This window comes from Frankia sp. BMG5.23 (genome assembly GCF_000685765.2).
Taxonomy (GTDB): Bacteria; Actinomycetota; Actinomycetes; order Frankiales; family Frankiaceae; genus Frankia; species Frankia casuarinae.
In genome coordinates, this window is sequence record NZ_JDWE01000026.1 from 18,564 (window position 1) to 40,048 (window position 21,485).

General features: G+C 70.9%; 17 protein-coding genes. 8 read left to right on the top strand and 9 right to left on the bottom strand.

Annotated features, from left to right (window positions below):
* Positions 1-46 precede the first annotated feature (46 nt).
* Together BMG523DRAFT_RS13300 and BMG523DRAFT_RS13305 are read right to left on the bottom strand one after the other, a co-directional pair.
* Positions 47-1,018: a PKD domain-containing protein gene (locus tag BMG523DRAFT_RS13300; RefSeq protein ID WP_043591305.1), complete on the bottom strand. Its 972-nt coding sequence runs from the start codon at positions 1,016-1,018 to the stop codon at positions 47-49.
* Entirely contained in the window at positions 1,015-1,620 is a 606-nt protein-coding gene (locus BMG523DRAFT_RS13305; RefSeq protein WP_023841795.1) for a hypothetical protein, read from the bottom strand. Before BMG523DRAFT_RS13305 ends, BMG523DRAFT_RS13300 begins: the two co-directional genes overlap by 4 nt.
* Positions 1,621-1,704: 84 nt before the next feature.
* Here BMG523DRAFT_RS13305 and BMG523DRAFT_RS13310 point away from each other — a divergent pair, with 84 nt between their 5' ends.
* On the top strand, positions 1,705-2,982 hold the full coding sequence (locus BMG523DRAFT_RS13310) for a site-specific tyrosine recombinase XerD (RefSeq protein WP_043591307.1): 1,278 nt from the start codon (positions 1,705-1,707) through the stop codon (positions 2,980-2,982).
* Between the two features lie 142 nt (positions 2,983-3,124).
* Here BMG523DRAFT_RS13310 and BMG523DRAFT_RS13315 read toward each other — a convergent pair whose 3' ends face one another.
* Positions 3,125-3,343 carry a hypothetical protein gene (locus BMG523DRAFT_RS13315; RefSeq protein WP_023841797.1) on the bottom strand — a complete coding sequence of 73 codons (219 nt, stop codon included), beginning with the start codon at positions 3,341-3,343 and terminating at the stop codon, positions 3,125-3,127.
* Positions 3,344-3,783: 440 nt separating this feature from the next.
* Between BMG523DRAFT_RS13315 and npdG the strand changes: the two genes are divergently transcribed.
* Together npdG and BMG523DRAFT_RS13325 are read left to right on the top strand one after the other, a co-directional pair.
* A complete protein-coding gene (gene npdG / locus BMG523DRAFT_RS13320) occupies positions 3,784-4,467 on the top strand; it encodes an NADPH-dependent F420 reductase (RefSeq protein ID WP_023841798.1) in 684 nt (227 codons plus the stop codon).
* A gap of 67 nt (positions 4,468-4,534) precedes the next feature.
* Complete coding sequence (locus BMG523DRAFT_RS13325; protein WP_235463130.1) at positions 4,535-5,332, top strand: helical backbone metal receptor; 798 nt, start codon at positions 4,535-4,537, stop codon at positions 5,330-5,332.
* A gap of 33 nt (positions 5,333-5,365) precedes the next feature.
* On the opposite strand, the gene panB is transcribed toward BMG523DRAFT_RS13325, so the two are convergent.
* Positions 5,366-6,256 (bottom strand): 3-methyl-2-oxobutanoate hydroxymethyltransferase, encoded by an 891-nt coding sequence (gene panB, locus BMG523DRAFT_RS13330; protein WP_011437534.1) that lies wholly within the window; start codon positions 6,254-6,256, stop codon positions 5,366-5,368.
* Between the two features lie 350 nt (positions 6,257-6,606).
* On the opposite strand from panB, the gene BMG523DRAFT_RS13335 reads away from it, so the two are divergent.
* Entirely contained in the window at positions 6,607-7,302 is a 696-nt protein-coding gene (locus BMG523DRAFT_RS13335; RefSeq protein ID WP_023841801.1) for a TetR/AcrR family transcriptional regulator, read from the top strand.
* 190 nt (positions 7,303-7,492) lie between these two features.
* Positions 7,493-9,475 (top strand): threonine--tRNA ligase, encoded by a 1,983-nt coding sequence (gene thrS / locus BMG523DRAFT_RS13340; RefSeq protein WP_023841802.1) that lies wholly within the window; start codon positions 7,493-7,495, stop codon positions 9,473-9,475.
* Between the two features lie 32 nt (positions 9,476-9,507).
* Here thrS and BMG523DRAFT_RS13345 read toward each other — a convergent pair whose 3' ends face one another.
* Positions 9,508-11,343, bottom strand: a complete 1,836-nt coding sequence (locus BMG523DRAFT_RS13345) for an NAD+ synthase (protein WP_043591308.1) — start codon at positions 11,341-11,343, stop codon at positions 9,508-9,510.
* Between the two features lie 187 nt (positions 11,344-11,530).
* Between BMG523DRAFT_RS13345 and BMG523DRAFT_RS13350 the strand changes: the two genes are divergently transcribed.
* Both BMG523DRAFT_RS13350 and BMG523DRAFT_RS13355 read left to right on the top strand, forming a co-directional pair.
* Entirely contained in the window at positions 11,531-12,889 is a 1,359-nt protein-coding gene (locus tag BMG523DRAFT_RS13350) for a glutamine synthetase family protein (protein WP_011437530.1), read from the top strand.
* Positions 12,886-16,089 carry a bifunctional [glutamine synthetase] adenylyltransferase/[glutamine synthetase]-adenylyl-L-tyrosine phosphorylase gene (locus BMG523DRAFT_RS13355; protein WP_011437529.1) on the top strand — a complete coding sequence of 1,068 codons (3,204 nt, stop codon included), beginning with the start codon at positions 12,886-12,888 and terminating at the stop codon, positions 16,087-16,089. Before BMG523DRAFT_RS13350 ends, BMG523DRAFT_RS13355 begins: the two co-directional genes overlap by 4 nt.
* 107 nt (positions 16,090-16,196) lie before the next feature.
* Here BMG523DRAFT_RS13355 and glnII read toward each other — a convergent pair whose 3' ends face one another.
* Both glnII and glnA read right to left on the bottom strand, forming a co-directional pair.
* Positions 16,197-17,258 carry a glutamine synthetase GlnII gene (gene glnII, locus BMG523DRAFT_RS13360; protein WP_011437528.1) on the bottom strand — a complete coding sequence of 354 codons (1,062 nt, stop codon included), beginning with the start codon at positions 17,256-17,258 and terminating at the stop codon, positions 16,197-16,199.
* 728 nt (positions 17,259-17,986) lie between these two features.
* Entirely contained in the window at positions 17,987-19,411 is a 1,425-nt protein-coding gene (gene glnA / locus BMG523DRAFT_RS13365; protein ID WP_011437527.1) for a type I glutamate--ammonia ligase, read from the bottom strand.
* Positions 19,412-19,593: 182 nt separating this feature from the next.
* Between glnA and BMG523DRAFT_RS13370 the strand changes: the two genes are divergently transcribed.
* Positions 19,594-20,073, top strand: coding sequence for an RDD family protein (locus BMG523DRAFT_RS13370; protein ID WP_082456814.1), 480 nt, complete (start codon positions 19,594-19,596; stop codon positions 20,071-20,073).
* A gap of 75 nt (positions 20,074-20,148) precedes the next feature.
* Here the strand turns inward: BMG523DRAFT_RS13370 and BMG523DRAFT_RS13375 are convergent, their stop codons facing one another.
* Both BMG523DRAFT_RS13375 and BMG523DRAFT_RS13380 read right to left on the bottom strand, forming a co-directional pair.
* Complete coding sequence (locus tag BMG523DRAFT_RS13375) at positions 20,149-21,015, bottom strand: DUF4191 domain-containing protein (protein ID WP_011437525.1); 867 nt, start codon at positions 21,013-21,015, stop codon at positions 20,149-20,151.
* Between the two features lie 102 nt (positions 21,016-21,117).
* Complete coding sequence (locus BMG523DRAFT_RS13380; protein ID WP_023841806.1) at positions 21,118-21,375, bottom strand: hypothetical protein; 258 nt, start codon at positions 21,373-21,375, stop codon at positions 21,118-21,120.
* Positions 21,376-21,485 lie beyond the last annotated feature (110 nt).

Genomic DNA, 21,485 nt, shown 5'->3' on the forward strand with positions numbered 1-21,485 from the left:
GCCGCGGCCCCCGTTTCTCCGCGGTGGCGTCGGTCCCGCGGTGGCGTCAGTCGTTGTGGACCAGCACGCCGGCGGCCTCGTCGACGACGAGGCCCGCCGCGGCGGCGAGGGTCACCGCGGCGATCGGGAACGCCTGCGCGACCCCGGGAACGGTGAACGTGCCATCCCAGGTCACCGCGAGGGTCACCTGGTACCGGCCCGGCCGGGCGTAGCCGTGCGCCACGTAGGCCTCGGGATGATCGCGCGGTGAGATCGCCGGGTCGTAGGGCCGGCCGGGAGCGTCCGGGCCGGTCTCGCCGTCGCCGAACTCCCAGTGATAGTGGGGAACGGCACTGATGGTCGCCACGACCGGCTGGTCGACGTTGAACGTGAACGAGTCGGGCACCGGGGTGTAGAGGATCGTGGCCAGGTTCGCGAAGCTGCGGCCGGACGGCGCAATGACGATGGACGGCTTCGGCAGGAGTCTCTCGCGCAGGTAGTTGGCGAGCGCGGCCTGCACCTGGGCGATCGGCACCGCGCCGGCGGGCAGCAGGTAGTTGAAGCAGCCCGCCACCGCCTGGTCGTACTGGGCCCGCGCCTGCGCGTCCATCGCCGGATCCGGCCCGACCGCGGTCAGCAGGTCACAGACGGCCGCCGGGTCGTCCGGACAGTCCTGGCCGCAGGCCGCGCTCCGCCGGGCCCCCGAGCCGGTCGGGATCCCGACGCGCTCCAGCGCTCCGTCGTGGTAGCGGTACTGGTAGCCGTTGTCCGTGGCCCGAGTGTCACAGGTACCCCACAGCGCGCCGACGCAGGGCACCGGGACGGTGCGTCCGGGCGCCGCGGCGGCGGGCGTCGCGCCGCCGGCGAGGCCGGTCAGGCCGACCAGTAGCAGCGCGCCGACCGCGATCAGCGCCGGGCGCGGGATCGTGCGGCGCCGGGCGGCGGTGGTCGTGCGGGCGGCGGTGGTCGTGCGGGCGGCGGTGGTCGTGCGGGCGGCGGTGGTCGCGTGCGGGCCGGTCGTCCCCGGGCCGGTGGTCATGCCTGGGCCGGGGCGTAGCGCAGGGTCTGGATACGCCAGCCGTGGTCGGTGAGCGACAGCTCGGCCGTGCCGACCCGGGTCGGCACGGCCGGGGCGTCGGAGACCCGCCGGCCCGCCGGGTCCAGCAGCCCCACCGCCCGGGTCCGCACGGTGAAGTCCACCTCGGTGACGAGCCCGACCCGCGGCCGGGCGAGCACGTCGCTCAGCTGATAGGCCGGCCCGTCCGCGCGCAGCCCCCGCTGCTGGAGCGAGCGGGTCACCCCGACGTCGAGGGCGCAGGGCTGGCAGCCACCGAGCGCCGTCGGCGCGATAACCGCGACCCGACCGGCCCGCGCGGCCTCGTTGATCTCGTGAAAGTAGCCCTCGACCGTGCGGGTGGCGGCTGCGGGCGTGTCATCGACCGAACCGGGGGCCGAACCGGAGACGGAAGGGCCGCCGGAGACGGCCGTGCCCCGGTTCTGGGAACCGGGGCGGGCCGGGATCGCGGCCCCGGACGGCTCGTGCTGGTCGCCGCCGCAGCCCGCGCCCGTGAGGATGACGAGCATGGCGATGACGACCCCCAGCCGTGCGGCGTACCGTGACGACCCGTTGCCCGCCCGCACAAGTCGCCAGGATAGCCGCGGAAACGCGGTATGTGGATAGGCACCAACGGAGAACGGGGGGCAGGTCCTACTATCAGTTCGATGATGGGAGTCACCGACGGCGACCGGGTATTCCGGCTGCGCCCCCCCGCGGCCTCGGCATCCGGCGTCGGCGGGTCCTCGGATCATCGTCCGTCGGCACCTCGGCCCGGCCCGGACGACCTGGCTGGGCCGGACGACCTGGCTGGCCCGGACGACCTGGCTGGCCCGGACGACCCGCCCCGGCCTGCGGATCATCGAGCCGGGTCCCAGCTGTCCCAGCTGCGTGGCACGCCTGCCGGCGTCATCGAGCGCTATCTCCACCATCTGGAGGGCGAACGCGGACTCGCGCGCAACTCGGTACTCGCCTACCGTCGCGACCTGCGCCGCTATTGTGATCATCTCTCCGCATGCGGTCTGCCCTCGTTGGACGCGGTCGGTGAGGCGGAGGTTGCCGGATTCGCCGCCGTGCTGCGCACCGGTGACGACACGCACCCGCCGCTTGCCGCGGCGTCGGTCGCGAGGATGCTGGTCGCCGTCCGGTCGCTGCACCGCTTCGCGGCCGACGAGGGTGACGTCCCCGAGGACGTGTCCCGGCCGGTTCGACCGCCGACGCCTCCCCGGCGGCTACCGAAGGCCCTGAGCATCGACCAGGTGGTGGCCGTCCTCGCCGCGGCCGCGGGTGCGCCCCCGCCGGGATCCCCGCCGCCGTCCGGGAGACCGCAGCCGGTGGAACCGGCCGAGGCCGTCCGTCGTCTGCGAGCGACCGCGTTGCTGGAGCTTCTCTACGGCACCGGGGCCCGGATCTCGGAGGCCGTCGGTCTCGACGTCGACGATCTCGATCTGGAGGCCGCCTCCGTGCGCCTGCATGGCAAGGGCGGACGTGACCGGATCGTCCCGCTCGGTCGGTACGCCATCGCCGCGGTGGCCGACTACCTGCGGGTGGGGCGGCCGACGCTGGTCGCCCCCCGCTCGGGGCCCGCGGTCTTCCTGTCCCGCCGCGGTAATCGCCTGTCCCGGCAGAGCGCGTGGTCGGTGCTGCGTACGGCGGCGCTCGCGGCCGGTGTGGAGGGGGTCTCACCCCATGTGCTGCGCCATTCCTTCGCCACCCACCTGCTCGACGGCGGCGCCGACGTCCGGGTGGTGCAGGAGCTGCTGGGACACGCCTCGGTCAGTACCACCCAGATCTACACCCTGGTGACGGTGGACCGGCTTCGCGAGGTGTACGCGGCCTCGCATCCACGCGCCTTGGGCGCGGCCCTGGGCTCGATCGGTCACCACTCCCGGACCTGGGGCCCGCGGACGGACCGGTGCGTGACGGGCCCGTGCATGACGGACCCGTGAGTTTCGCCGGGGCACCGCCCCGGTTCTGAGCGATGGTCGGTGTCCCGGGCGGATGTCCACCCGGGACTGTCCCCGTGAGAACGCGCCAAGTGGCGCGATGCCGTCGCGTGGGGACAGGTGGACCGGCGCGGCACGTGGATGCTCAGGATGGGGTGTACGGCCCCAGGCTGGGCATCCCGTTGGAAGGGGCCGAGGCGGGAACACCGCCGACACCGCCGACCGTCTGCGTGCTGCGCTCGGCCAGGGTTTCGCCCACCTTGCGGGCGATCGCTTCCATCAGGCGCAGTGCCTGCGGCAGCGACAGGTTCAGCACCACTTCGCTGTCGTTTGTCATCGCGAAGCGAACCGACACGTCCGCCATTGCTCGACCTCTCTCGCCTGACTCCGAAGATCTGCTCGATGTGTGTGAAACGGAACGGTACGGCCCATCTGAGACCAATGCGCGCGCGGGGTTCCTGGAAGTACCGGCGGTTTCGCTTTTCGTGTCTACTCGCTCACCAAGTGTCGCGGTCCAAGAGCTGTAGCTGTCAGTCACGTGGGCTGCTCCTCTGCCGGTGGCGACGTGTATGGACCCGGTCGATCCGGATCTCCCCGCGGGGGGCGAGCTCGGAAAAATCGGGCACGTAGCTGTCCCGTTGTCTCTGCATAGTCCCTCATTGCAAGGAGCTGTCCGCAAGGGGGTGTACTTGTCATGCATCGTCATGTCGGAGGGTGAACGGGTTGGTTCCCACCGTTCTGGGAACGCTTTCACGGGTGTCACGCAGCCGGGCGGCCAAAGCCCGGATCGGGCAGGATGGCAGGGTGGCTTCGACTGACCGCGTCCGGCCGGACGTCCCCGCGCTGACCATCGGTATCCTCGGCGGCTCGGGTCCGCAGGGCGGGGGCCTCGGCCTGCGGTTCGCCGCCGCCGGCCATCTCGTACTGATCGGGTCCCGCTCGACCGAACGCGGCCAGCAGGCCGCGGCCGCGCTCGCGCGCCCCGGCCTGCGCATCGAGGGCGCGGGCAACGCCACGGTCGCCGAGCGCGCCGATGTCGTCATCATCGCGGTTCCCTGGGAGGGCCATCGCCAGACCCTGGCCGCCCTGCGGGAGCCATTGGCCGGGAAGATCGTGATCGACTGCGTCAACCCCCTCGGCTTCGACAAGGGGGGTGCCTTCGCGCTCGCGGTGCCCGAGGGCAGCGCCGCGCAGCAGGCGGCCGCCGTCCTGCCGGACAGCACCATCGTGGCGGCCTTCCACCACGTCTCCGCGGTGCTGCTGGCCGATGACGCGGTCACGAAGATCGACACGGACGTCCTGGTCCTCGGCGACGATCGGGCCGCCACCGATCTGGTGGCCGCGCTCGCCGAGCGCATTCCCGGCATGCGGGGCATCTACGCCGGCGCGTTGCGCAACGCCGGTCAGGTCGAGGCGTTGACCGCGAACCTGATCTCGGTCAATCGCCGGTACAAGTCACACGCCGGCCTGCGGGTCACCGATGTCTGAGCGGCGTCCGGACGGGCTACGTCCGGACGTGGCCCGTTTGGATGTGGCCCGTTTGGATGTGGCCGCGGTGGCGAATGGGCGGGAAGGAGAGGCGGGGACGGCCCCCCGGGACGACCTGGGCCACCCGGTGGCGGTTCCGGCGCGGGTGGAACGGATCGTCTCGCTCGTTCCCAGCCTCACCGAGTCGATCGCCGTCACCGCGCCCGGTCTGCTGGTGGGTGCCACCGACTGGTGCAGCCATCCCGCGGGGCTGGCCGTCGCTCGGGTCCGGGGGACGAAGAACCCCGACCTCGACACCATCGTCTCCCTGGCCCCGGACCTGGTCTGCGCGAACGCCGAGGAGAACAGGGAACCCGACCTCGCCGCGCTGCGCCGGGCCGGGTTCGCCGTGTGGGTCACCGCCCCCACCACGGTCGATCAGGCTCTGGTGAGCCTGGACCGGATGCTGCGCCTGGCCTGCGGGTTGGCTCGTCCCGGCTGGCTCGACGTCGCCCGGCAGGCCTGGGCCGTGCCGGCCGCCGGACCGCGACGGCGGGCGTTGGTGCCGATCTGGCGCCGGCCGTGGATGGCGGTCGGCCGGGACACCTTCACCGGCGACGTGCTGCGCCGACTGGGGGTCGACAACGTGCTGGCGGACTCGCCGGACCGCTACCCTCGGATCGATCCCGCGGCCGTCCCGCCCCATGACCTGGTGGTCCTGCCCGACGAGCCGTACCCCTTCAGCCCGTCGGACGGGCCCGAGACCTTCAGCGCGCCCGCGGTCTGCGTGTCCGGCCGCCTGCTGACCTGGTACGGCCCGTCCCTGGTCGATGCGTGGTCCGTGCTCGCGGCGGCGCTGGCCCGGACCGGCGATGGACCGGGGTGACAGCGCCGCCGGCACCGCCGGCCGGGTGACTGATCAGTAGCTGTGCTCGATCGTCGGGTACCTGCCGTCCCGGACGTCCGCGCGGTAGGCTCGGGCGGCGTCCGCGAGAATCGTGCGCAGATCCGCGTACCGCTTGACGAACCGTGGCGTGCGGCCGCCGCTCAGCCCGGCCATGTCCTGCCAGACCAGCACCTGGGCATCGCATCCCGAGCCGGCTCCGATACCTACGGTGGCGATGCGCAACTCCTTCGTCACCCGGGTGGCCAGATCGGCGGGAACCACCTCGAGCACGACCGCGAACGCGCCGGCCGCCTCGAGCGCCAGCGCGTCGGCCAGCAGGATCTCGCCGGCCTCGTCGCGGCCCTGGACCCGGTAGCCCCCGATGGTGTGGATGCTCTGCGGGGTCAGCCCCAGATGCCCGATAACGGGGATGCCGGCGCCGACCAGGGCGTCCACCGCCCGGACCACCCGGGAACCGCCCTCGAGTTTCACCGCGTGCGCCCCGCCCTCCTTGAGGAAGCGGGTAGCGCTCGCCAGTGCCTCGGCAGGCCCCCCCTGGTACGACCCGAAGGGCAGATCGGCGACGACCATCGCGTGCGGTGCTCCGCGGACCACCGCCCGGACCAGCGGCAGCAGCTCATCGACGGTGATCGGCACGGTCGTGTCGTAGCCGTAGACGACGTTGGCGGCCGAGTCCCCGACCAGCAGGACGGGGATCTCCGCCTCGTCGAAGACGGCGGCGGTGGTGGCGTCGTACGCGGTCAGCATCGACCACTTCTCGCCCCGGTTCTTCGCCGCGGCGACGTCGCGCACTGTGAAACGGGACCGGAGCGGCCGCGGCGGCGTGGTCGGCGCGCCGTAGGGCGTCGCCGCCGGGTCCGCCGGGTGGGGCGCCGGGTGGGTGGGTGTGTCTGAAGCATCCATGAGCGCTCCTGTACGTCCGTCCGGGCGCTGGGCGTCCCGGCGTCCCCCTCATGCTGCCACCAACGGCCGCCACGCGGAGAGCCCGTGGTGGAGCAGATCCACCCAGCCCCGAGGTGGCTGTTCGGGCTGGGGCGTTCGGGCGGTGGTTTCGTGGTGGACCGTGGCCCGATCGGGGTGGAACGCGACGCACGCCACGCCGCTGCCATGGCAAACGGATGCGTCTTGACCGGCTGGGACGTATGCTGATCTTGAAGTGCGGCGAGAACGTGCGGCGCGATCAAGGTGGCGGGTGGCCTTTCCATGCGGATGCATCGGCACGGCGGCGACGGAGCGGGCGGGGGATCAGGCCGGTGTCCCGCCTGATGGCCACCCGGGACGTGCGCGCTGCGCATCCTCGGCGACCGTCCGACCGGGTGCCCTCCGGGGTCCGCGTCTCCCGCGCTCCCGGTCGTCCGAGGGACACCCGCTGCGATGAGGCGATCATCGATGCCGCGCTGCACGAGCTCGCGACGGTCGGCTTCGCGAGCCTGTCGATGGAGGCGGTGGCGACCAGCGCCGGGGTCGGCAAGGCGACGGTCTATCGCCGGTGGCCAACGAAGGACGCCCTGATCGGGGACGCGTTGGACACCCTGGCCGACAGCCTCGACGCGGTCGAGACCGGCTCCCTGCGCGACGACCTGGTGGCCTGGCTGAACGCGCTGCGCCGGCACAACCTCCAGTCGTTGTCCGGGCGGATCATGCCGAAGCTCGTCGCCGAGCGGAGCACGCACCCGGAGTTGTTCGCCACCTACTCGCAGAAGGTGATCGAGCCGTCGCGGGAGAAAGCGGCCGCCATGCTCCGGCGCGGCATCGAATCGGGGGAACTCGCCGCGGACGTCGACGTCGACCTCGTCGTCGACATGCTGGTCGGGCCGGTCGCCTATCGGCAGTACATGAGTGGTGACTGCGAGGTGAGCGGAACGCGGATCGCGAAGATCGTCGACACCATCCTCGGTGGCATCCGCTGCCGGCAGGGTGCGCGGCCGACGGCGGAGGCGCCCGCGTGACGCTGAGCCACGCTCGTCACGCTGAGCCGCACCCGTCACGCTGAGCATCCCGCTCGCCGGGGGCACCATGCGTCCGCGAGTAGCATCGCGAACGGGCCAGGAAGGCCCGCCGCGGGGCCGCCTGCCGGCCGGCGACGCACCGGCGACGCGATCCCCGCATCCGTGTTCCCAGCGCAACAGGAGAGATTCGGTGTCCGACGTCCGCGTTACCGTTCAGCACGCCCAGCGCAGCGATCCGCGGGTGGTGCCGACCGGGACGACGGCCGCCGAGCTGTTCGCCGACGACCGGAACGTGATCGCGGCTCTGGTTGACGGTCAGCAGCGTGATCTCGCTCATGTTCTCGCCGACGGGGTCGTCGTCGAGCCGATCATGATCGACTCGCCGGCCGGGCGGGCGATCGTCCGGCACTCCACCGCGCACGTCGTCGCCCAGGCGGTCCAGGAGCTCTTCCCGAAGGCACGCCTGGGCATCGGGCCGCCCATCGACGACGGTTTCTACTACGACTTCGACGTCGAGTCCCCGTTCACCCCGGACGACCTCAGGGCCATCGAGAAGAGGGCGCAGGCGATCATCAGGGCCGGCCAGCGCTTCTCCCGGCGGGTCGTCACCGAGCCCGAGGCCCGCGCGGAGCTCGCTGACGAACCGTACAAGATCGAGTTGATCGGGCTGAAGTCGAGTGACACGGCGGCCGACGACGCCGAGGCGAGTGTCGAGGTCGGGGCGGGCGAGCTGACCATCTACGACAACCTCGACGCGAAGACCGGCGAGCTGTGCTGGAAGGACCTCTGCCGCGGGCCGCACGTGCCCACCACCCGGGCCATCCCGGCCTTCGCGATCCTGCGTTCCGCCGCGGCCTACTGGCGGGGGAGCGAGAAGAACCCGCAGCTGCAGCGCATCTACGGCACCGCGTGGGAGTCGCGCGACGCGCTCAAGGCCTACCAGACCAGGCTGGCCGAGGCCGAGAAGCGCGATCACCGCAAGCTCGGCGCGGAGCTTGACCTGTTCTCGTTCCCGACCGAGATCGGCCCGGGGCTGGCGGTCTTCCACCCCAGGGGCGGCGCGATCCGCACCGCGATGGAGGACTACTCGCGGCGCCGGCACATCGAGGCCGGGTACTCGTTCGTCAACACCCCGCACATCACCAAGTCGGAGCTCTACCAGATCTCCGGGCACCTGGACTGGTTCGCCGAGGGCATGTACCCGCCCATGCAGCTCGACGGCGGCACCGACTACTACCTCAAGCCGATGAACTGCCCGATGCATATCCTGATCTTCCGGTCGCGGGGCCGGTCGTACCGGGAGCTGCCGCTGCGGCTGTTCGAGTTCGGCACGGTCTACCGCTACGAGAAGTCCGGCGTGGTCCATGGCCTGACCCGGGTGCGCGGGCTCACCCAGGACGACGCGCACCTGTTCTGCGCCCGCGAGCAGCTACCCACCGAGCTCGACAGCGTGCTGACGTTCGTGCTCGGGCTGCTGCGCGACTTCGGGCTGACCGACTTCTACCTGGAGCTGTCGACCCGGCCGGCGGGCAAGGCCGTCGGCACCGACGAGGAGTGGGCGCAGGCCACCGAACTGCTGCGGGAGGCCGCGCAGAAGCAGGACCTGGAACTGGTGATGGACCCGGGCGGCGGTGCCTTCTACGGGCCGAAGATCTCCGTGCAGGCCCGTGACGCCATCGGCCGGACCTGGCAGCTGTCCACCATCCAGGTGGACTTCCAGCTGCCGCGGCGCTTCGGCCTGGAGTACCAGGCCGCGGACGGGACCCGGCAGCGGCCGTTCATGATCCATCGGGCGTTGTTCGGCACCATCGAGCGGTTCTTCGCCATCCTGCTGGAGCACTATGCCGGGGCACTGCCGCCGTGGCTCGCGCCGGTGCAGGTGGTCGGCATCCCGATCACCGACGAGCACGTGCCGTACCTGGACGAGGTCGCCCGGCGGCTCGCCGCACACGGCCTTCGGGTGGAGGTCGACTCCTCCGACGACCGGATGCAGAAGAAGATCCGTACGGCGCAGAAGCAGAAGGTGCCGTTCATGCTGCTGGCCGGAGATTCCGATGTCGCCCAGGGTGCGGTGTCGTTCCGTTTTCGAGACGGGACGCAGCGTAATGGCGTGCCGGTGGACGAGGCCGTCGCGGAGATCCTCGACGCGGTGGAGCGCCGCCGCCAGGTCTGAGCCGCGCGGCTGGCCCCGGCCCGCGCGGCTGGTCAGGCCGGCGGGTTCTCGCGCCAGCGGGAGGTGATCGGCAGTCGGCGGTCGCGGCCGAACGCCTTGGAGGTCACCTTCGGCCCGGGCGGGTTCTGGCGGCGCTTGTACTCGGCGAGGTCGACGAGCCGGATCACCTTGTCCACCACGGCCGGATCGTGCCCGGCCGCGATCAGCTCGGCCCGGCCCCGGTCGTGGCTGACGTAGTCGTCCAGGACGGGATCGAGGATGCCGTAGTCGGGCAGCCGGTCGGAGTCGAGCTGACCCGGGGCGAGCTCGGCGGACGGCGCCTTGACGATGATCTCCTCGGGAATGGGTGGCACCTCGCCACGCTTCTCCGCGGCGGCGTTGCGCCAGCGCGCCAGCCCCCAGACGCGGGTCTTCGAGACGTCCTTGATGGGGGCGTAGCCGCCGGCGCTGTCTCCGTAGAGGGTGGAGAACCCCGTTGCCAGCTCGCTTTTGTTGCCGGTGGTGAGGATCAGGTGCCCATGCTGGTTCGACAACGCCATGAGCAGCGTTCCGCGTACCCGGGCCTGCAGGTTCTCGTCCGCGAGGCCGTGCAACCCGCCGAGGGCGGCGGCGGCGGCGCGGAACGCGGCGGCGATCGGCTCGATGGGCACCACGGCGTGCCGCGTGCCCTGGCGGCGGGCGAGTTCGGCGGCGTCGGTCACCGAATGCCCCGACGAGTAGCCCGAGGGCAGGGCGACAGTGTGGACGGCGTCGGCGCCGATCGCGTCGACCGCGATGGTCGCGACGAGCGCGGAGTCGATACCGCCGGACAGCCCGAGCGCCACCGAGGAGAAGCCGTTCTTACGGATGTAGTCGCGGGTGGCGGTGACCAGCGCGGTGTACAGCTCCCCGGCGGGCTCGGGGCGGTCGGCGACGACCGGCGGCAGGGGGGCGAACGGTGCCAGCGGCTCGGCGGCCAGTACCGTGCGCGTCACCGTCATCGTCGTGCCGTCCTCGGCGTCAACGGCCCCGGCGTCAACGGCCCCGGCGTCAACGGCCCCGGCGTCAACGGCCCCGGACACCGCCCGCGCCGGGCCGGAACCGGCCGCGGGCAGGTCCAGGTCGGTGATCAGCAGCGCCTCGCTGAAGACCGGCGCCCGCGCGACGAGTTCCCCCGCGGCGTCGACGACGAGGGAGTCCCCGTCGAAGACCAGCTCGTCCTGCCCGCCGACAAGGTTGACGTAGGCCAGGGCGGCCGCGGCCTCCCGGGCGCGCTCGGCACACAGGGCGTCGCGCTGGAAGGACTTCCCCTGCTCGTAAGGGGAGCCGTTGATGCACAGGACGAGGCCGACCCCGGACCGGCGGGCCACGGTGATCGGCCCGCCCTGCTGCCACAGGTCCTCGCAGATCGTCAGGCCCACGTCGATCCCGTGCAGCCGCAGCACCGGAAAGGCCATGCCGGGCACGAAGTAGCGGAACTCGTCGAAGACGCCGTAGTTCGGCAGGTGATGCTTGGCGTAACGTGCGACGACCTCGCCGCCCCAGAGCACCGCGGCGGCGTTCTGCGGTTCACCGGCCGGGCGTCCCACATTCGGCGCGGGTTGCGCGGATGCGTCGAGGTAGCCGACGACGACGGCGATCTCGCCACACCCCTCCTCGGCCAGCCGGCGGGCCAGAGCTACCAGCGCCCGCTGGCTCGCGGCGACGAAGGAGCGGCGCAGGACGAGGTCCTCCGGCGGATAGCCGGTCAACGTGAGTTCACCGAAGGCGATCAGATGAGCGCCGTCGGCGACGGCCCGTTTCGTCCAGGTGCTGACCAGGTCGGCGTTACCGGCGAGGTCCCCGACGGTCGTGTCCACCTGGGCGAGGGCGATCCGCAGCTGGGCCATGGTTGCAGCGTAGGTGGTCGCGGCGTGGGCCGTTAGGTCCCGTGTCGGGAGGGTAGGTAACACGCCGTTGGCGGACGGGTTGCTACCAGGCAACATCACGGCGATGAACGGATGTAGTCGCTAGGGTCGGGATAAGCACATCGGGTGGCCCGTATCGTCGAGTCCACATCCTCAGCGCGGAGGCACTATGGACAAACAGCAGGAGTTCGTTCTCCGGACTCTGGAGGAGCGGGACATCCGCTTCGTTCGGCTCTGGTTCACCGACGTACTCGGGTACCTGAAGTCGGTGGAGATCGCCCCCGCGGAGCTGGAGGGGGCGCTGGCGGAGGGTATCGGTTTCGACGGATCCGCCATTGAGGGCTTTGCGCGGGTACACGAGGCCGACATGCTGGCCCGGCCCGACCCCTCCACCTTCCAGGTGCTTCCCTGGCGCGGTGAACATCCGCTTACGGCCCGGATGTTCTGCGACCTCGTGATGCCGGACGGCACGCCCGCCGCCGCCGACTCGCGCTGGGTGCTGCGGAGCGCGCTGGCCAGGGCGGCCGACGCGGGGTTCACGTTCTACACCCATCCGGAGATCGAGTTCTTCCTGCTCAGGGAGCCGCCGAAGCGGGGTGGCCCGGTGCCCCCGCCGGTGGACGAATCAGGCTACTTCGACCTGACCCCCAATGACATCAGCCATGATTTCCGGCAACAGGCCATCAGCATGCTCGAACGGCTGGGCATCTCGGTGGAGTTCAGCCACCACGAGGTGGCCCCCGGCCAGCAGGAGATCGATCTTCGCTACGCCGACGCCCTCACCATCGCCGACAACATCATGACCTTCCGCCAGGTGGTCAGGGAGGTGGCGTTGCGGCAGGGTATTTACGCCACCTTCATGCCCAAGCCGTTCGGTAACCAGGCCGGGTCGGGGATGCACACCCATCTGAGCCTTTTCGAGGGCGACCGTAACGCCTTTCACGACCCGACCGACGACTATCAGCTGTCCAAGGTGGCGAAGGCCTTCATCGCCGGGCTCCTCGCGCACGCCGCCGAAATCACCGCGGTGACCAACCAGTGGGTGAACTCCTACAAGCGGCTCATCGGCGACCAGCGGGTCGGCGAGGTGCTGGAGGCGCCGGCCTATGTGTGCTGGGGCCACAACAACCGTTCGGCGCTCGTGCGGGTTCCGCTCTACAAGCTCCACAAATCCAACGCCACCCGGGTGGAGTTCCGGCTGCCGGACAGCGCGTGCAACCCGTATCTCACCTTCGCCCTGGTGCTGGCAGCCGGCCTGCGGGGTGTCCAGGGCGGTTATGAGCTGCCACCGGCTTCGGCGGACGATGTCTGGACGCTCACCGACACGCAGCGCCGTGAGCGCGGGATCACCGCCCTGCCCGGCTCGCTCGCCGAGGCGGTCAAGGTGATGGAGCATTCCGCGCTTGTGCGGGAGACCCTCGGCGACGAGTTGTTCGACTTCTTCCTGCGGAACAAGCGGGCCGAGTGGCTGGAATACCGTCGGCAGGTGACCCCGTTCGAGATCGACCGGTACCTGCCGGTGCTATGACCGGGCGGACCGGCACCCGGCCCCCCACGGTCGGGCCGGGACCAGTCGGGGCGGGATCGGTCCCGGCCCATCCGCGGGGGAGTTCGGTCGCCGCGCAGCTCGCGCGGCTCGGCTTCACCGACGTCGACCGGGTCGAGACGACGATGCGCCGCCTCGGCCTGCTCACTCCGGCCGTCCAGCCGCCCACCGCCGGCAGGGATGTCCTGCCCGGTCCCGCCACCGTGGGAATCGTGCGCGAGGAACGGCTCGAGGCCAATGTCGTGGCCGGCTCGCTGGCGGCCGCGGCCGATCCGGACCGGGCTCTCGCCGCGCTGGACCGGCTCGTGGACGCCCTCGGCCCGGCCGGGGGCGCGGCCCTCGTCGGCGCGCTGGCCCGCCACGAGGGGCTGCGGGACCGGCTCGCCGCCGTGCTCGGCGCGAGCATCGCGCTTGGCGATCATCTTGCCCGCCATCCGGCGGACTGGCGCATCCTGGAAGCCGACGAGGTGGTCACCACCCCGCCGGATGCGGCGAGCGTGCGGGCGGGTCTGCTGCGCGCGGTCGGCGCGGATCAGGACGATCCGGCGCCCCGGGCGGCGGGCGACGGTCCCCAGATCCTCGACGCCCTGCGGATCGCGTACCGCAGGGCGCTGCTGGTCCTCGCGGCGCGGGACCTGACCGGCGCGGTGCCACTCGACGAGGCCACGGCCGAACTCGCCGATCTGGCAGGATTCGCGCTGGACGCGGCGCTGGCGGTCGCCCGTGCCGGGCTCGACCCGCGGCTGCCCCCGGTCCGGCTCGCCGTGATCGGCATGGGCAAGTGCGGCGGACGGGAACTGAACTACGTCAGCGACGTCGATGTTGTGTTCGTCGCCGAGCCGACGGCACCGCGCGATGCGGCGAACGGTACGGCGAACGGGGGGAAGAGCGGGGCGGAACCGGCCGGGCCGGCGGTACTGACGGCGGCGACGCGGCTGGCGGAGGGGCTGGTCCGGGCCGCCGGCACCGTCACCGCTGCCGGTGCGCTGTTCCAGGTCGATGTGGGGCTTCGCCCGGAGGGCCGGGACGGTGCCCTGGTCCGCACGCTCGCCAGCCACCACGCCTACTACCGTCGCTGGGCCCGGACCTGGGAGTTCCAGGCGTTACTCAAGGCCCGCCCGATCGCGGGAGACCTGGCGTTGGGCGCCGAGTTCTGCGCGATGGTCGCGCCCATGGTGTGGACGGCGGCCTCCCGTCCCGGCTTCGTGGCCGACGTGCGGGCGATGCGGCGCAGGGTGGAGTCGACACTGTCCCGCGCGGAGGCGGAGCGCAATCTCAAGCTGGGCCCGGGCGGCCTGCGCGACGTCGAGTTCGCCGTCCAGCTGCTGCAACTCGTCCACGGCCGGGTGGATGCCAAGCTGCGGGTCGCCTCCACCCTGGGCGCCATCGACGGTCTGGCCCGCGGCGGCTACGTCGGTCGGCGCGACGCGGCCGGGCTCGCCGACGCCTACCGTTTTCTCCGTAACGCCGAGCACCGCCTTCAGCTGCAACGGCTGCGCCGGGTGCACACGCTGCCCCGGGATTCCACCGAGCTGCGCTGGCTGGCCCGGTCGATGGGGTTGCGCACGGCGGAGGCGTTCGAGGAGGCCCACGCTCGGGTGGTCCGATCCGTCCGATCGCTGCACGAGAAGCTCTTCTACCAGCCGTTGCTGGAGGCGGTCGCCCGCCTGTCGACGGAGGAGATCCGCCTCACCCCCCAGGAGGCGGCCGACCGGCTGGCCGCGCTCGGCTTCGCCGCGCCGGACCGGTCGTTGCGCCATATCGAGGCGCTGACCAGCGGGGTGAGCCGGACGGCCGCGATCCAACGCCACCTGTTGCCGACGATGCTGCCCACCTTCGCCGACGCCCCCGATCCCGACGCCGGGCTGCTGGCCTATCGGCGGGTCAGCGAGGCACTCGGGCGTACCCCGTGGTATATGCGGCTGCTGCGGGACTCTGCCGGCGCCGCGTACCGGCTCGCCCGGGTGCTCGCGACCAGCCGGTACGTGGCGGACCTGATGGCCCGTGCGCCGGAGTCGGTGCGGCTGCTGCGCACCGAGGACGATCTCGTCCCGGTGCCGCGGGAGGCACTGGTCCGGACCATGGTGGCGATCGCCCACCGCAACCCCGACTGGGAGGAGGCCGTCGGGCGGGCCCGGGCGGTGCGCCGCGTCGAACTGGTCCGGGTCGCCTGCGCGGACCTGCTCGGCCTGCAGGACGTCGCAGCCGTGGGCCGGGCGCTGGCGGACGCCGCGGCCGCCACCATTGCCGCGTCCCTGCTCGTCGCCGAGCGCAGGGTCGCCGGAGGTGACCCGGAGTCGTTGCCGGCGCGGATCTCGATGATCGCGATGGGCCGGCTCGGCGGCGCGGAGATGTCCTACGGCAGCGACGCCGACGTGCTGTTCGTGCACGAGGCCAGGCCAGGAGCGTCGGCGGACCGGGCGAGCAGGGCCGTCGCCGAGGTGGTCGGTGAGCTGCACCGGCTGCTGGCCGTTCCCGGACCCGATCCGGCGCTGCGCCTGGACACGGCGCTGCGTCCGGAGGGGCGCAGCGGCCCGGCCTCGCGCACGCTGGAGGCGTACGCGGCCTACTACCAACGGTGGTCGCAGGAGTGGGAGTCGCAGGCGCTGCTGCGGGCGGAGCCCCTGGCCGGTGATCCCGGGCTCGCCTACCGGTTCTGCCGGCTGGCGGACATGGTGCGTTACCCGACCACGCTTCCCGCGGGCGCCCTGGACGAGATCATCCGCCTGCGCGGGCGGATGGAGCGGGAACGGATCCCACGGGGAGTCGATCGTACGCTGCACCTGAAGTTCGGCCCCGGGGGGCTGACCGACGTGGAATGGGCGGTGCAGATCCTCCAGTTGCGCCACGGCCGGCAGATTCCCACGCTGCGCACGACGTCGACGCTCGAAGGCCTGGGGGCCGCGGTCGTCGCCGGTCTGCTCGACGCGAGCGAGGCGGAGATCCTGCGCGCGGCCTGGATGTCCGCCTCCCGCATCCGCAACGCGAGCACGCTGGCCGGCTGGCCGCGTCCGGACGTCGTCCCCGACCGCCCGCCCGGTCTGGAGGCGATGGCGAGCGCGGCGGGATACCCCTCCGACCGGGCCGGCGAGCTCGTCGCCGAGCACCGCCGGTCGGCGGCGCTGGCCCGCGCCGTCGTCGAGGAGGTGTTCGCGCGCGAGCGGACCGCGGATTTCGGCTAGTACGTCCGGTGGTGCCGGAACCGCGCCACCGTAAGACCGGGCGGCAGGCGGTCGTGTCGTCGGGAGCACCGCCACGGCCGCCTGTACTCCGGGATGGTGACCGTTCGTCAGACGGTCGCCTCGGCCGGGGTCGGGGTGGTCTGGGACGGCACGAACAGCGTCGGCTTGTCGCCGGCCAAGGCGCTGCAGCAGGTGTCGATCATGAGCGCGGAGACCAGGTACGGGTCCATGTTCGCGTTCGGGCGGCGGTCTTCCAGCCAGCCCTTCTTGGCCTTCTCGACAGCCCACGGAATGCGGATCGACGCGCCGCGGTCGGAGGCGCCCCAGGAGAACTTGTTCCACGGAGCTGTCTCGTGCTTACCGGTCAGCCGGTCCTGGATGCCGTGACCGTAGTGGGTCACGTGCTCCAGCACCCGGGTGCCGAGCGCCTCGCAGCAGGCGACGATGGCGTCCCAGCCCTCCATCGTCTGCCTGGTGGAGAAGTTGGTGTGCGCGCCGGCGCCGTTCCAGTCGCCCGGGATCGGCTTGGCGGCGAACGACACCTCGACGCCGTAGTCCTCGGCGATCCGGTGGAGCAGCCAGCGGCCCAACCAGATCTGGTCGCCGATCGCCGGGGCGGGGAGCACGCCGATCTGGAACTCCCACTGGCCCATCATGACCTCGGCGTTGGTGCCCTCGATGGCGAGACCGGCGTCGAGGCAGGCCTGCGCGTGCCTCTCGACGATCTGGCGGCCGGGCATCTTCGAGCCGCCGACGCCACAGTAGTACGGTCCCTGCGGCGCGGGGTAGCCGACCTCCGGCCAGCCGTAGGGACGGCCGTCCTTGAAGAAGGTGTACTCCTGCTCGATGCCGAACATCGGCGTCATGTCGGCGTACTTCTCGGCGACGGTCCGGGCGGCGGCCCGGGTGTTCGTCGGGTGCGGCGTGAAGTCGGTCAGCTCGACCTCGCAGAGCACCAGGAGGTTGTCGCCACCCCGCAGCGGGTCGGGCGTGACGAAGACGGGCCGCAGCACGCAGTCCGAGTTCGATCCGGGCGCCTGGTTGGTGCTCGAGCCGTCGAAGCCCCAGATCTCCGGTTCCTTACCGTCCCTGATGATGCGGGTCTTGCTGCGCATCAGCGGCTCGGGCTCGGTGCCGTCGATCCAGATGTACTCGGCCTGATAACTCACTCATACTCCCCGTGGTTGATCCTGCACGTTACGGAGCGACTTCGTGATCGGCCTGGCCAGCCGACCCAGGCCGCGAATGACGGGAGGGTTCGACCGGAGCCTTGTCGTGCCCAGTTACCTTCCTGTTCCGCGATTGTTAATTTTTGGTCTCTGCTATGTCACGAAAGGCTGGCTCTGGGCGATCGGGGCCGGCTGCCGTCCGGGATTTTCGGGGTCCCCGACTCCGCTTTTGTGTCGTGGTGTCCCGGCGGGCGGCGGAGGGAGATGGCCGGTATTCTGGACCGCGCCGTTCCGCATATACGTGAGGCCCGCCTCCGACGTCGTCGAAGTAGGGCCTCGGGGAATTGGTATACTAATTTTCAATGTGGGTTCGGGGTTTCGCCTGGTATCCCGGGAAAGGGTCCGGGCATCTCCTGTTCGCGATCTTTCCGGCGCTCGCCGGCGCTTGGTGGACAGCGGCGGACCTTCGGCCGGTCTCCGCCCGGAGGTGGCGGCGGGACCTGGTTTCCGCACGCGTCCCCGGCTCGAAGAGGCCTTCTGGCGCCGCGGCGAAGGCCCAGACGAACCGCAGGGGTCAATCAGGGCTCCCCGCCTCAAGAGCGTGACCGACCCCCGCGGTTCACCGGTGCCGCACCTGTCCGGGACCCGGTCGCGGTCACCGCCTCGGTGCCCGCCGGATCGCCCGAGGCCCGGCGATGGGTCAATGGCCGGAACCTTACGGCTGGGCGTCAGATGTCGTAGTAGAGGGTGAACTCGTATGGATGCGGCCGCAGGCGGATGGCGTCGACCTCGTTGACCCGCTTGTAGTCCAGCCAGGTCTCGATCAGATCCGCGGTGAAGACGTCGCCCTCCCGCAGGAACTCGTTGTCCGCCTCCAGCGCATCGAGCACCTTCTCCAGCGAACCCGGGACCTGGGGAACCGCGGCCAACTCGTCCGGCGGGAGGTCGTAGAGATCCTTGTCGATCGGGTCCGGCGGATCAATCTTGTTCCGCACGCCGTCGAGTCCCGCCATCAGAATCGCGGCGAAGGCGAGATACGGGTTGCAGCTCGGATCCGGCACGCGGAACTCGACCCGCTTGGCCTTCGGCGAGTCACCGCTGAGCGGGATGCGGCAGCACGCTGACCGGTTGCGGGCCGAGTAGACCAGGTTGACGGGTGCCTCGTAGCCGGGCACGAGCCGACGGTAGGAGTTCGTGGTGGGGTTGGTGAAGGCCAGCAGCGCCGGGGCGTGGTGCAGCAGCCCCCCGATGTAGTAGCGGGCGGTGTCCGAGAGACCGCCGTACCCGTTCGGGCTGTAGAAGAGTGGCTCCCCGTCCTTCCACAGGCTGGAGTGGACGTGCATACCGGATCCGTTGTCCTCGAACAGCGGCTTCGGCATGAAGGTGACGGTCTTGCCGCGGCCGCGGGCGACGTTGCGGATGACGTACTTGTAGAGCATCAGGTTGTCGGCGGTCTTCAGGAGCGTGTCGTACCTGATGTCGATCTCCGCCTGGCCCGCGGTGCCGACCTCGTGGTGCTGCATCTCGACGGTGATACCCGTCTCGTAGAGCACCCGGGTCATCTCGGAACGCAGGTCGGTGAAGTGGTCCGTGGGCGGCACCGGGAAGTAGCCGCCCTTGAACCTCGGCTTGTACCCGAGGTTTCCGCCCTCTTCCTTCCGGGCGGTGTTCCAGGCGGCCTCGACCGAGTCGACCTGGTGCATCGACCCGTAGGGGTTGTAGTCATAACGGACATCGTCGAAGATGTAGAACTCCGCCTCCGGACCGAAATACGCGGTGTCCGCGACGCCGGTGCCCCGGAGATAGGCCTCCGCCTTCTTGGCGATGTTGCGCGGGTCCCGGGAGTACTGTTCCTTGGTGATCGGGTCATGGATGAAGAACGTCATGGCGAGGGTCTTGTGCTCGCGGAAGGGGTCCACGAAAGCGGTGTGCGGGTCCGGTAGCAGCAGCATGTCGGACTCGTGGATGGCCTGGAAGCCGCGGATCGACGAGCCGTCGAACATCAGGCCTTCGGTGAACACCGACTCCGCGAAGACCTGGGTCGGGATGGTGAAGTGCTGCATGATCCCGGGAAGATCGCAGAACCTGACATCGATGAACTGAACGTCTTCGTCCCGGATATAGCGAAGCACGTCTTCTGCTTTTGTGAACATTCGTCCTCCAGCATCGCGTCACGCTTCTTAGGCCCACAGGTTACGCCATGTTGGCGTGTCTCCGGTCACCAGGTCATCGGTGTACGACATCACGGGATGGTTTCCGTAGCGTTACCGAAACCCACTTCATCACTCAACGTGATGAGTTGGGTGCATGTTGCGGTGCCACATAAGCTTGCGTCGTGGGACGAGCACTTGGAGGCTGGCTTGACGGGCCAGGTCTGCCACGGGACACCCCGCCCGGGGTACGCCTCGGGTTGCCGCGGGACGGCCGAGGATCCGTGGTCGGGTTCGGCCCGCGTCTGCTGGCCTACCTCGTGGACGCGGTCGTCGCGAACCTGATCGTCGGCGTGCTGTACATCGTCGGACTGAGCTACGCCGCAGACGCGCGTGGCCTCGCGATCTACGCGCTCTTCCTGCTCGAGGAGCTGATCCTCGTCGGTACGGCCGGTCAGACGATCGGCATGCGGCTGGCCGGCATCCGCGTGATCCGGCTGCGTGACTGCGGTCGGCAGTCCTGGCCGTGGATCGTCGTGCGTACCGTTCTGCTGGGCCTGTTCATCCCGGTGTTCATCTGGGACCGTGACCTACGCGGCCTTCACGATCGCGCCGCCGGGACCGTGGTGGTGCGCGACCCCGAGAAGCCCGGCCCCGAGAAGTAGCGCGGATCCCCTCCACTTCGGGGCTTCGGGGTGGGCCACCGTGGGCCGCACAGCGGACCACGCCTGGCGGCGGCGCTATCGGATGCGGCCGCCGCGCGGGATGTTGCGGGGGATCGGTCCCTTCGGGATCGGCAGCGCCGCGCCGCCCATCGCCCGCAGGCGACGGTCAAGGGCATCGACCTCGCTGCGGCGCAGGGTGCGCCGCAGCCGCATCAGGGTGCTCTGCAGCTTGGGTAGGGGAGTCTCCCCCTCACTGGTACCGATGATGATGTCGGTCACCGGCGTGTCGCCGACCGCCTTGCGGATCCGGCGCTTCTCGGCGGCGAGCAGTTCCCGCGGGCCACGCCCGTGACCCTCCGCGATGATCACGACCCCGGCCCGGCAGACGACACGGTGCACCACATCCTGATGCCGGTTGACGCCGACGGCGGGGGTGAGGCGCCACTCTCCCCGCATCCGTTCGATCACTCCGGCGGCGGCGCCCGGTTTGCCTTCCATCTCGGCGTAGGCGGTCCGCTGCACCCGCCGGCTGAACAGGTTCAGGGAGACGACCACCCCGAGCAGAAGGGCGATCGGAATCCACAGGTACAGCGGACCGACGAAGATTGCGGGCACAATGCCGACGGCGACCGGAGCGAGGAAGCCCGCCAGGGTGATCCAGAGCGCCCGGGGATCGCGTTGCCGGGTGACCTTGTAGATCATCCGGAGTTGGGCGACCCGAGTGGTGAATCCCTTTCCCGGTCCCGCCTCGCCGCTGCGGCCGTTCCGACCGGCCGCGCCACCCTTGCCGGCCGCACCGGGGGTCTTCCCCGCGGCGCCAGGATTGGTGCCGCGTCTGCCAGCCGCGCCGTTCTTGTCGGCTGCGCCCGCCGACTGGTCCTTCCCCGCCGCCCCAGGGGCCGCCGGCCCCGGGGCGTCCGTCGGCTTCTTCTTCAGTGCCATGACCGCGAGCCTACGGCCTCCTGGCCAGCGGCATGCTCGTCCCGCGCCCGCTGATCGCCGTTGGCCGGCGGGAAGTCCGGCGGATCTGACTGTCGGGCGTGATCAGGGCGTGACGCGGATCAGGGCTGGGCGGCGACCGCGCGCGGACGCGGGGCGGCGGCCCGGGGTGGTGACTCGGGGTGGCGCGGGCGTGACCGACGTGACCGAAAGCGGCACGGTGGTATCCATCCATCGATAGCCGGTCGTCACGTGCAGATCGGTGGCCGCCCGCCAGGCGTTACGACGCGCGGTCTTCTGACCTCCGTGCGGCAGCAGCAGCAGGGTCACTTCTTCGAGAACGCTGAGCAGTGAACGGAGCACGATGGGAACGACCTCCCGGCACGGTCGTGGGCACACACCTCGATGATGGGCGAAGAGGATGACCCCCATGTAACGAGGGGGTAACGCTAAGCTAATTCTAGCCGCTTCGA

Coding starts and splice junctions, on each gene's coding strand:
- BMG523DRAFT_RS13300 (WP_043591305.1), bottom strand. CDS start 1,018: ATGACCACCGGCCCGGGGACGACCGGCCCGCACGCGACCACCGCCGCC.
- BMG523DRAFT_RS13310 (WP_043591307.1), top strand. CDS start 1,705: ATGGGAGTCACCGACGGCGACCGGGTATTCCGGCTGCGCCCCCCCGCG.
- BMG523DRAFT_RS13315 (WP_023841797.1), bottom strand. CDS start 3,343: ATGGCGGACGTGTCGGTTCGCTTCGCGATGACAAACGACAGCGAAGTG.
- panB (WP_011437534.1), bottom strand. CDS start 6,256: ATGGATGCTTCAGACACACCCACCCACCCGGCGCCCCACCCGGCGGAC.
- BMG523DRAFT_RS13345 (WP_043591308.1), bottom strand. CDS start 11,343: ATGGCCCAGCTGCGGATCGCCCTCGCCCAGGTGGACACGACCGTCGGG.
- BMG523DRAFT_RS13350 (WP_011437530.1), top strand. CDS start 11,531: ATGGACAAACAGCAGGAGTTCGTTCTCCGGACTCTGGAGGAGCGGGAC.
- BMG523DRAFT_RS13355 (WP_011437529.1), top strand. CDS start 12,886: ATGACCGGGCGGACCGGCACCCGGCCCCCCACGGTCGGGCCGGGACCA.
- glnA (WP_011437527.1), bottom strand. CDS start 19,411: ATGTTCACAAAAGCAGAAGACGTGCTTCGCTATATCCGGGACGAAGAC.
- BMG523DRAFT_RS13375 (WP_011437525.1), bottom strand. CDS start 21,015: ATGGCACTGAAGAAGAAGCCGACGGACGCCCCGGGGCCGGCGGCCCCT.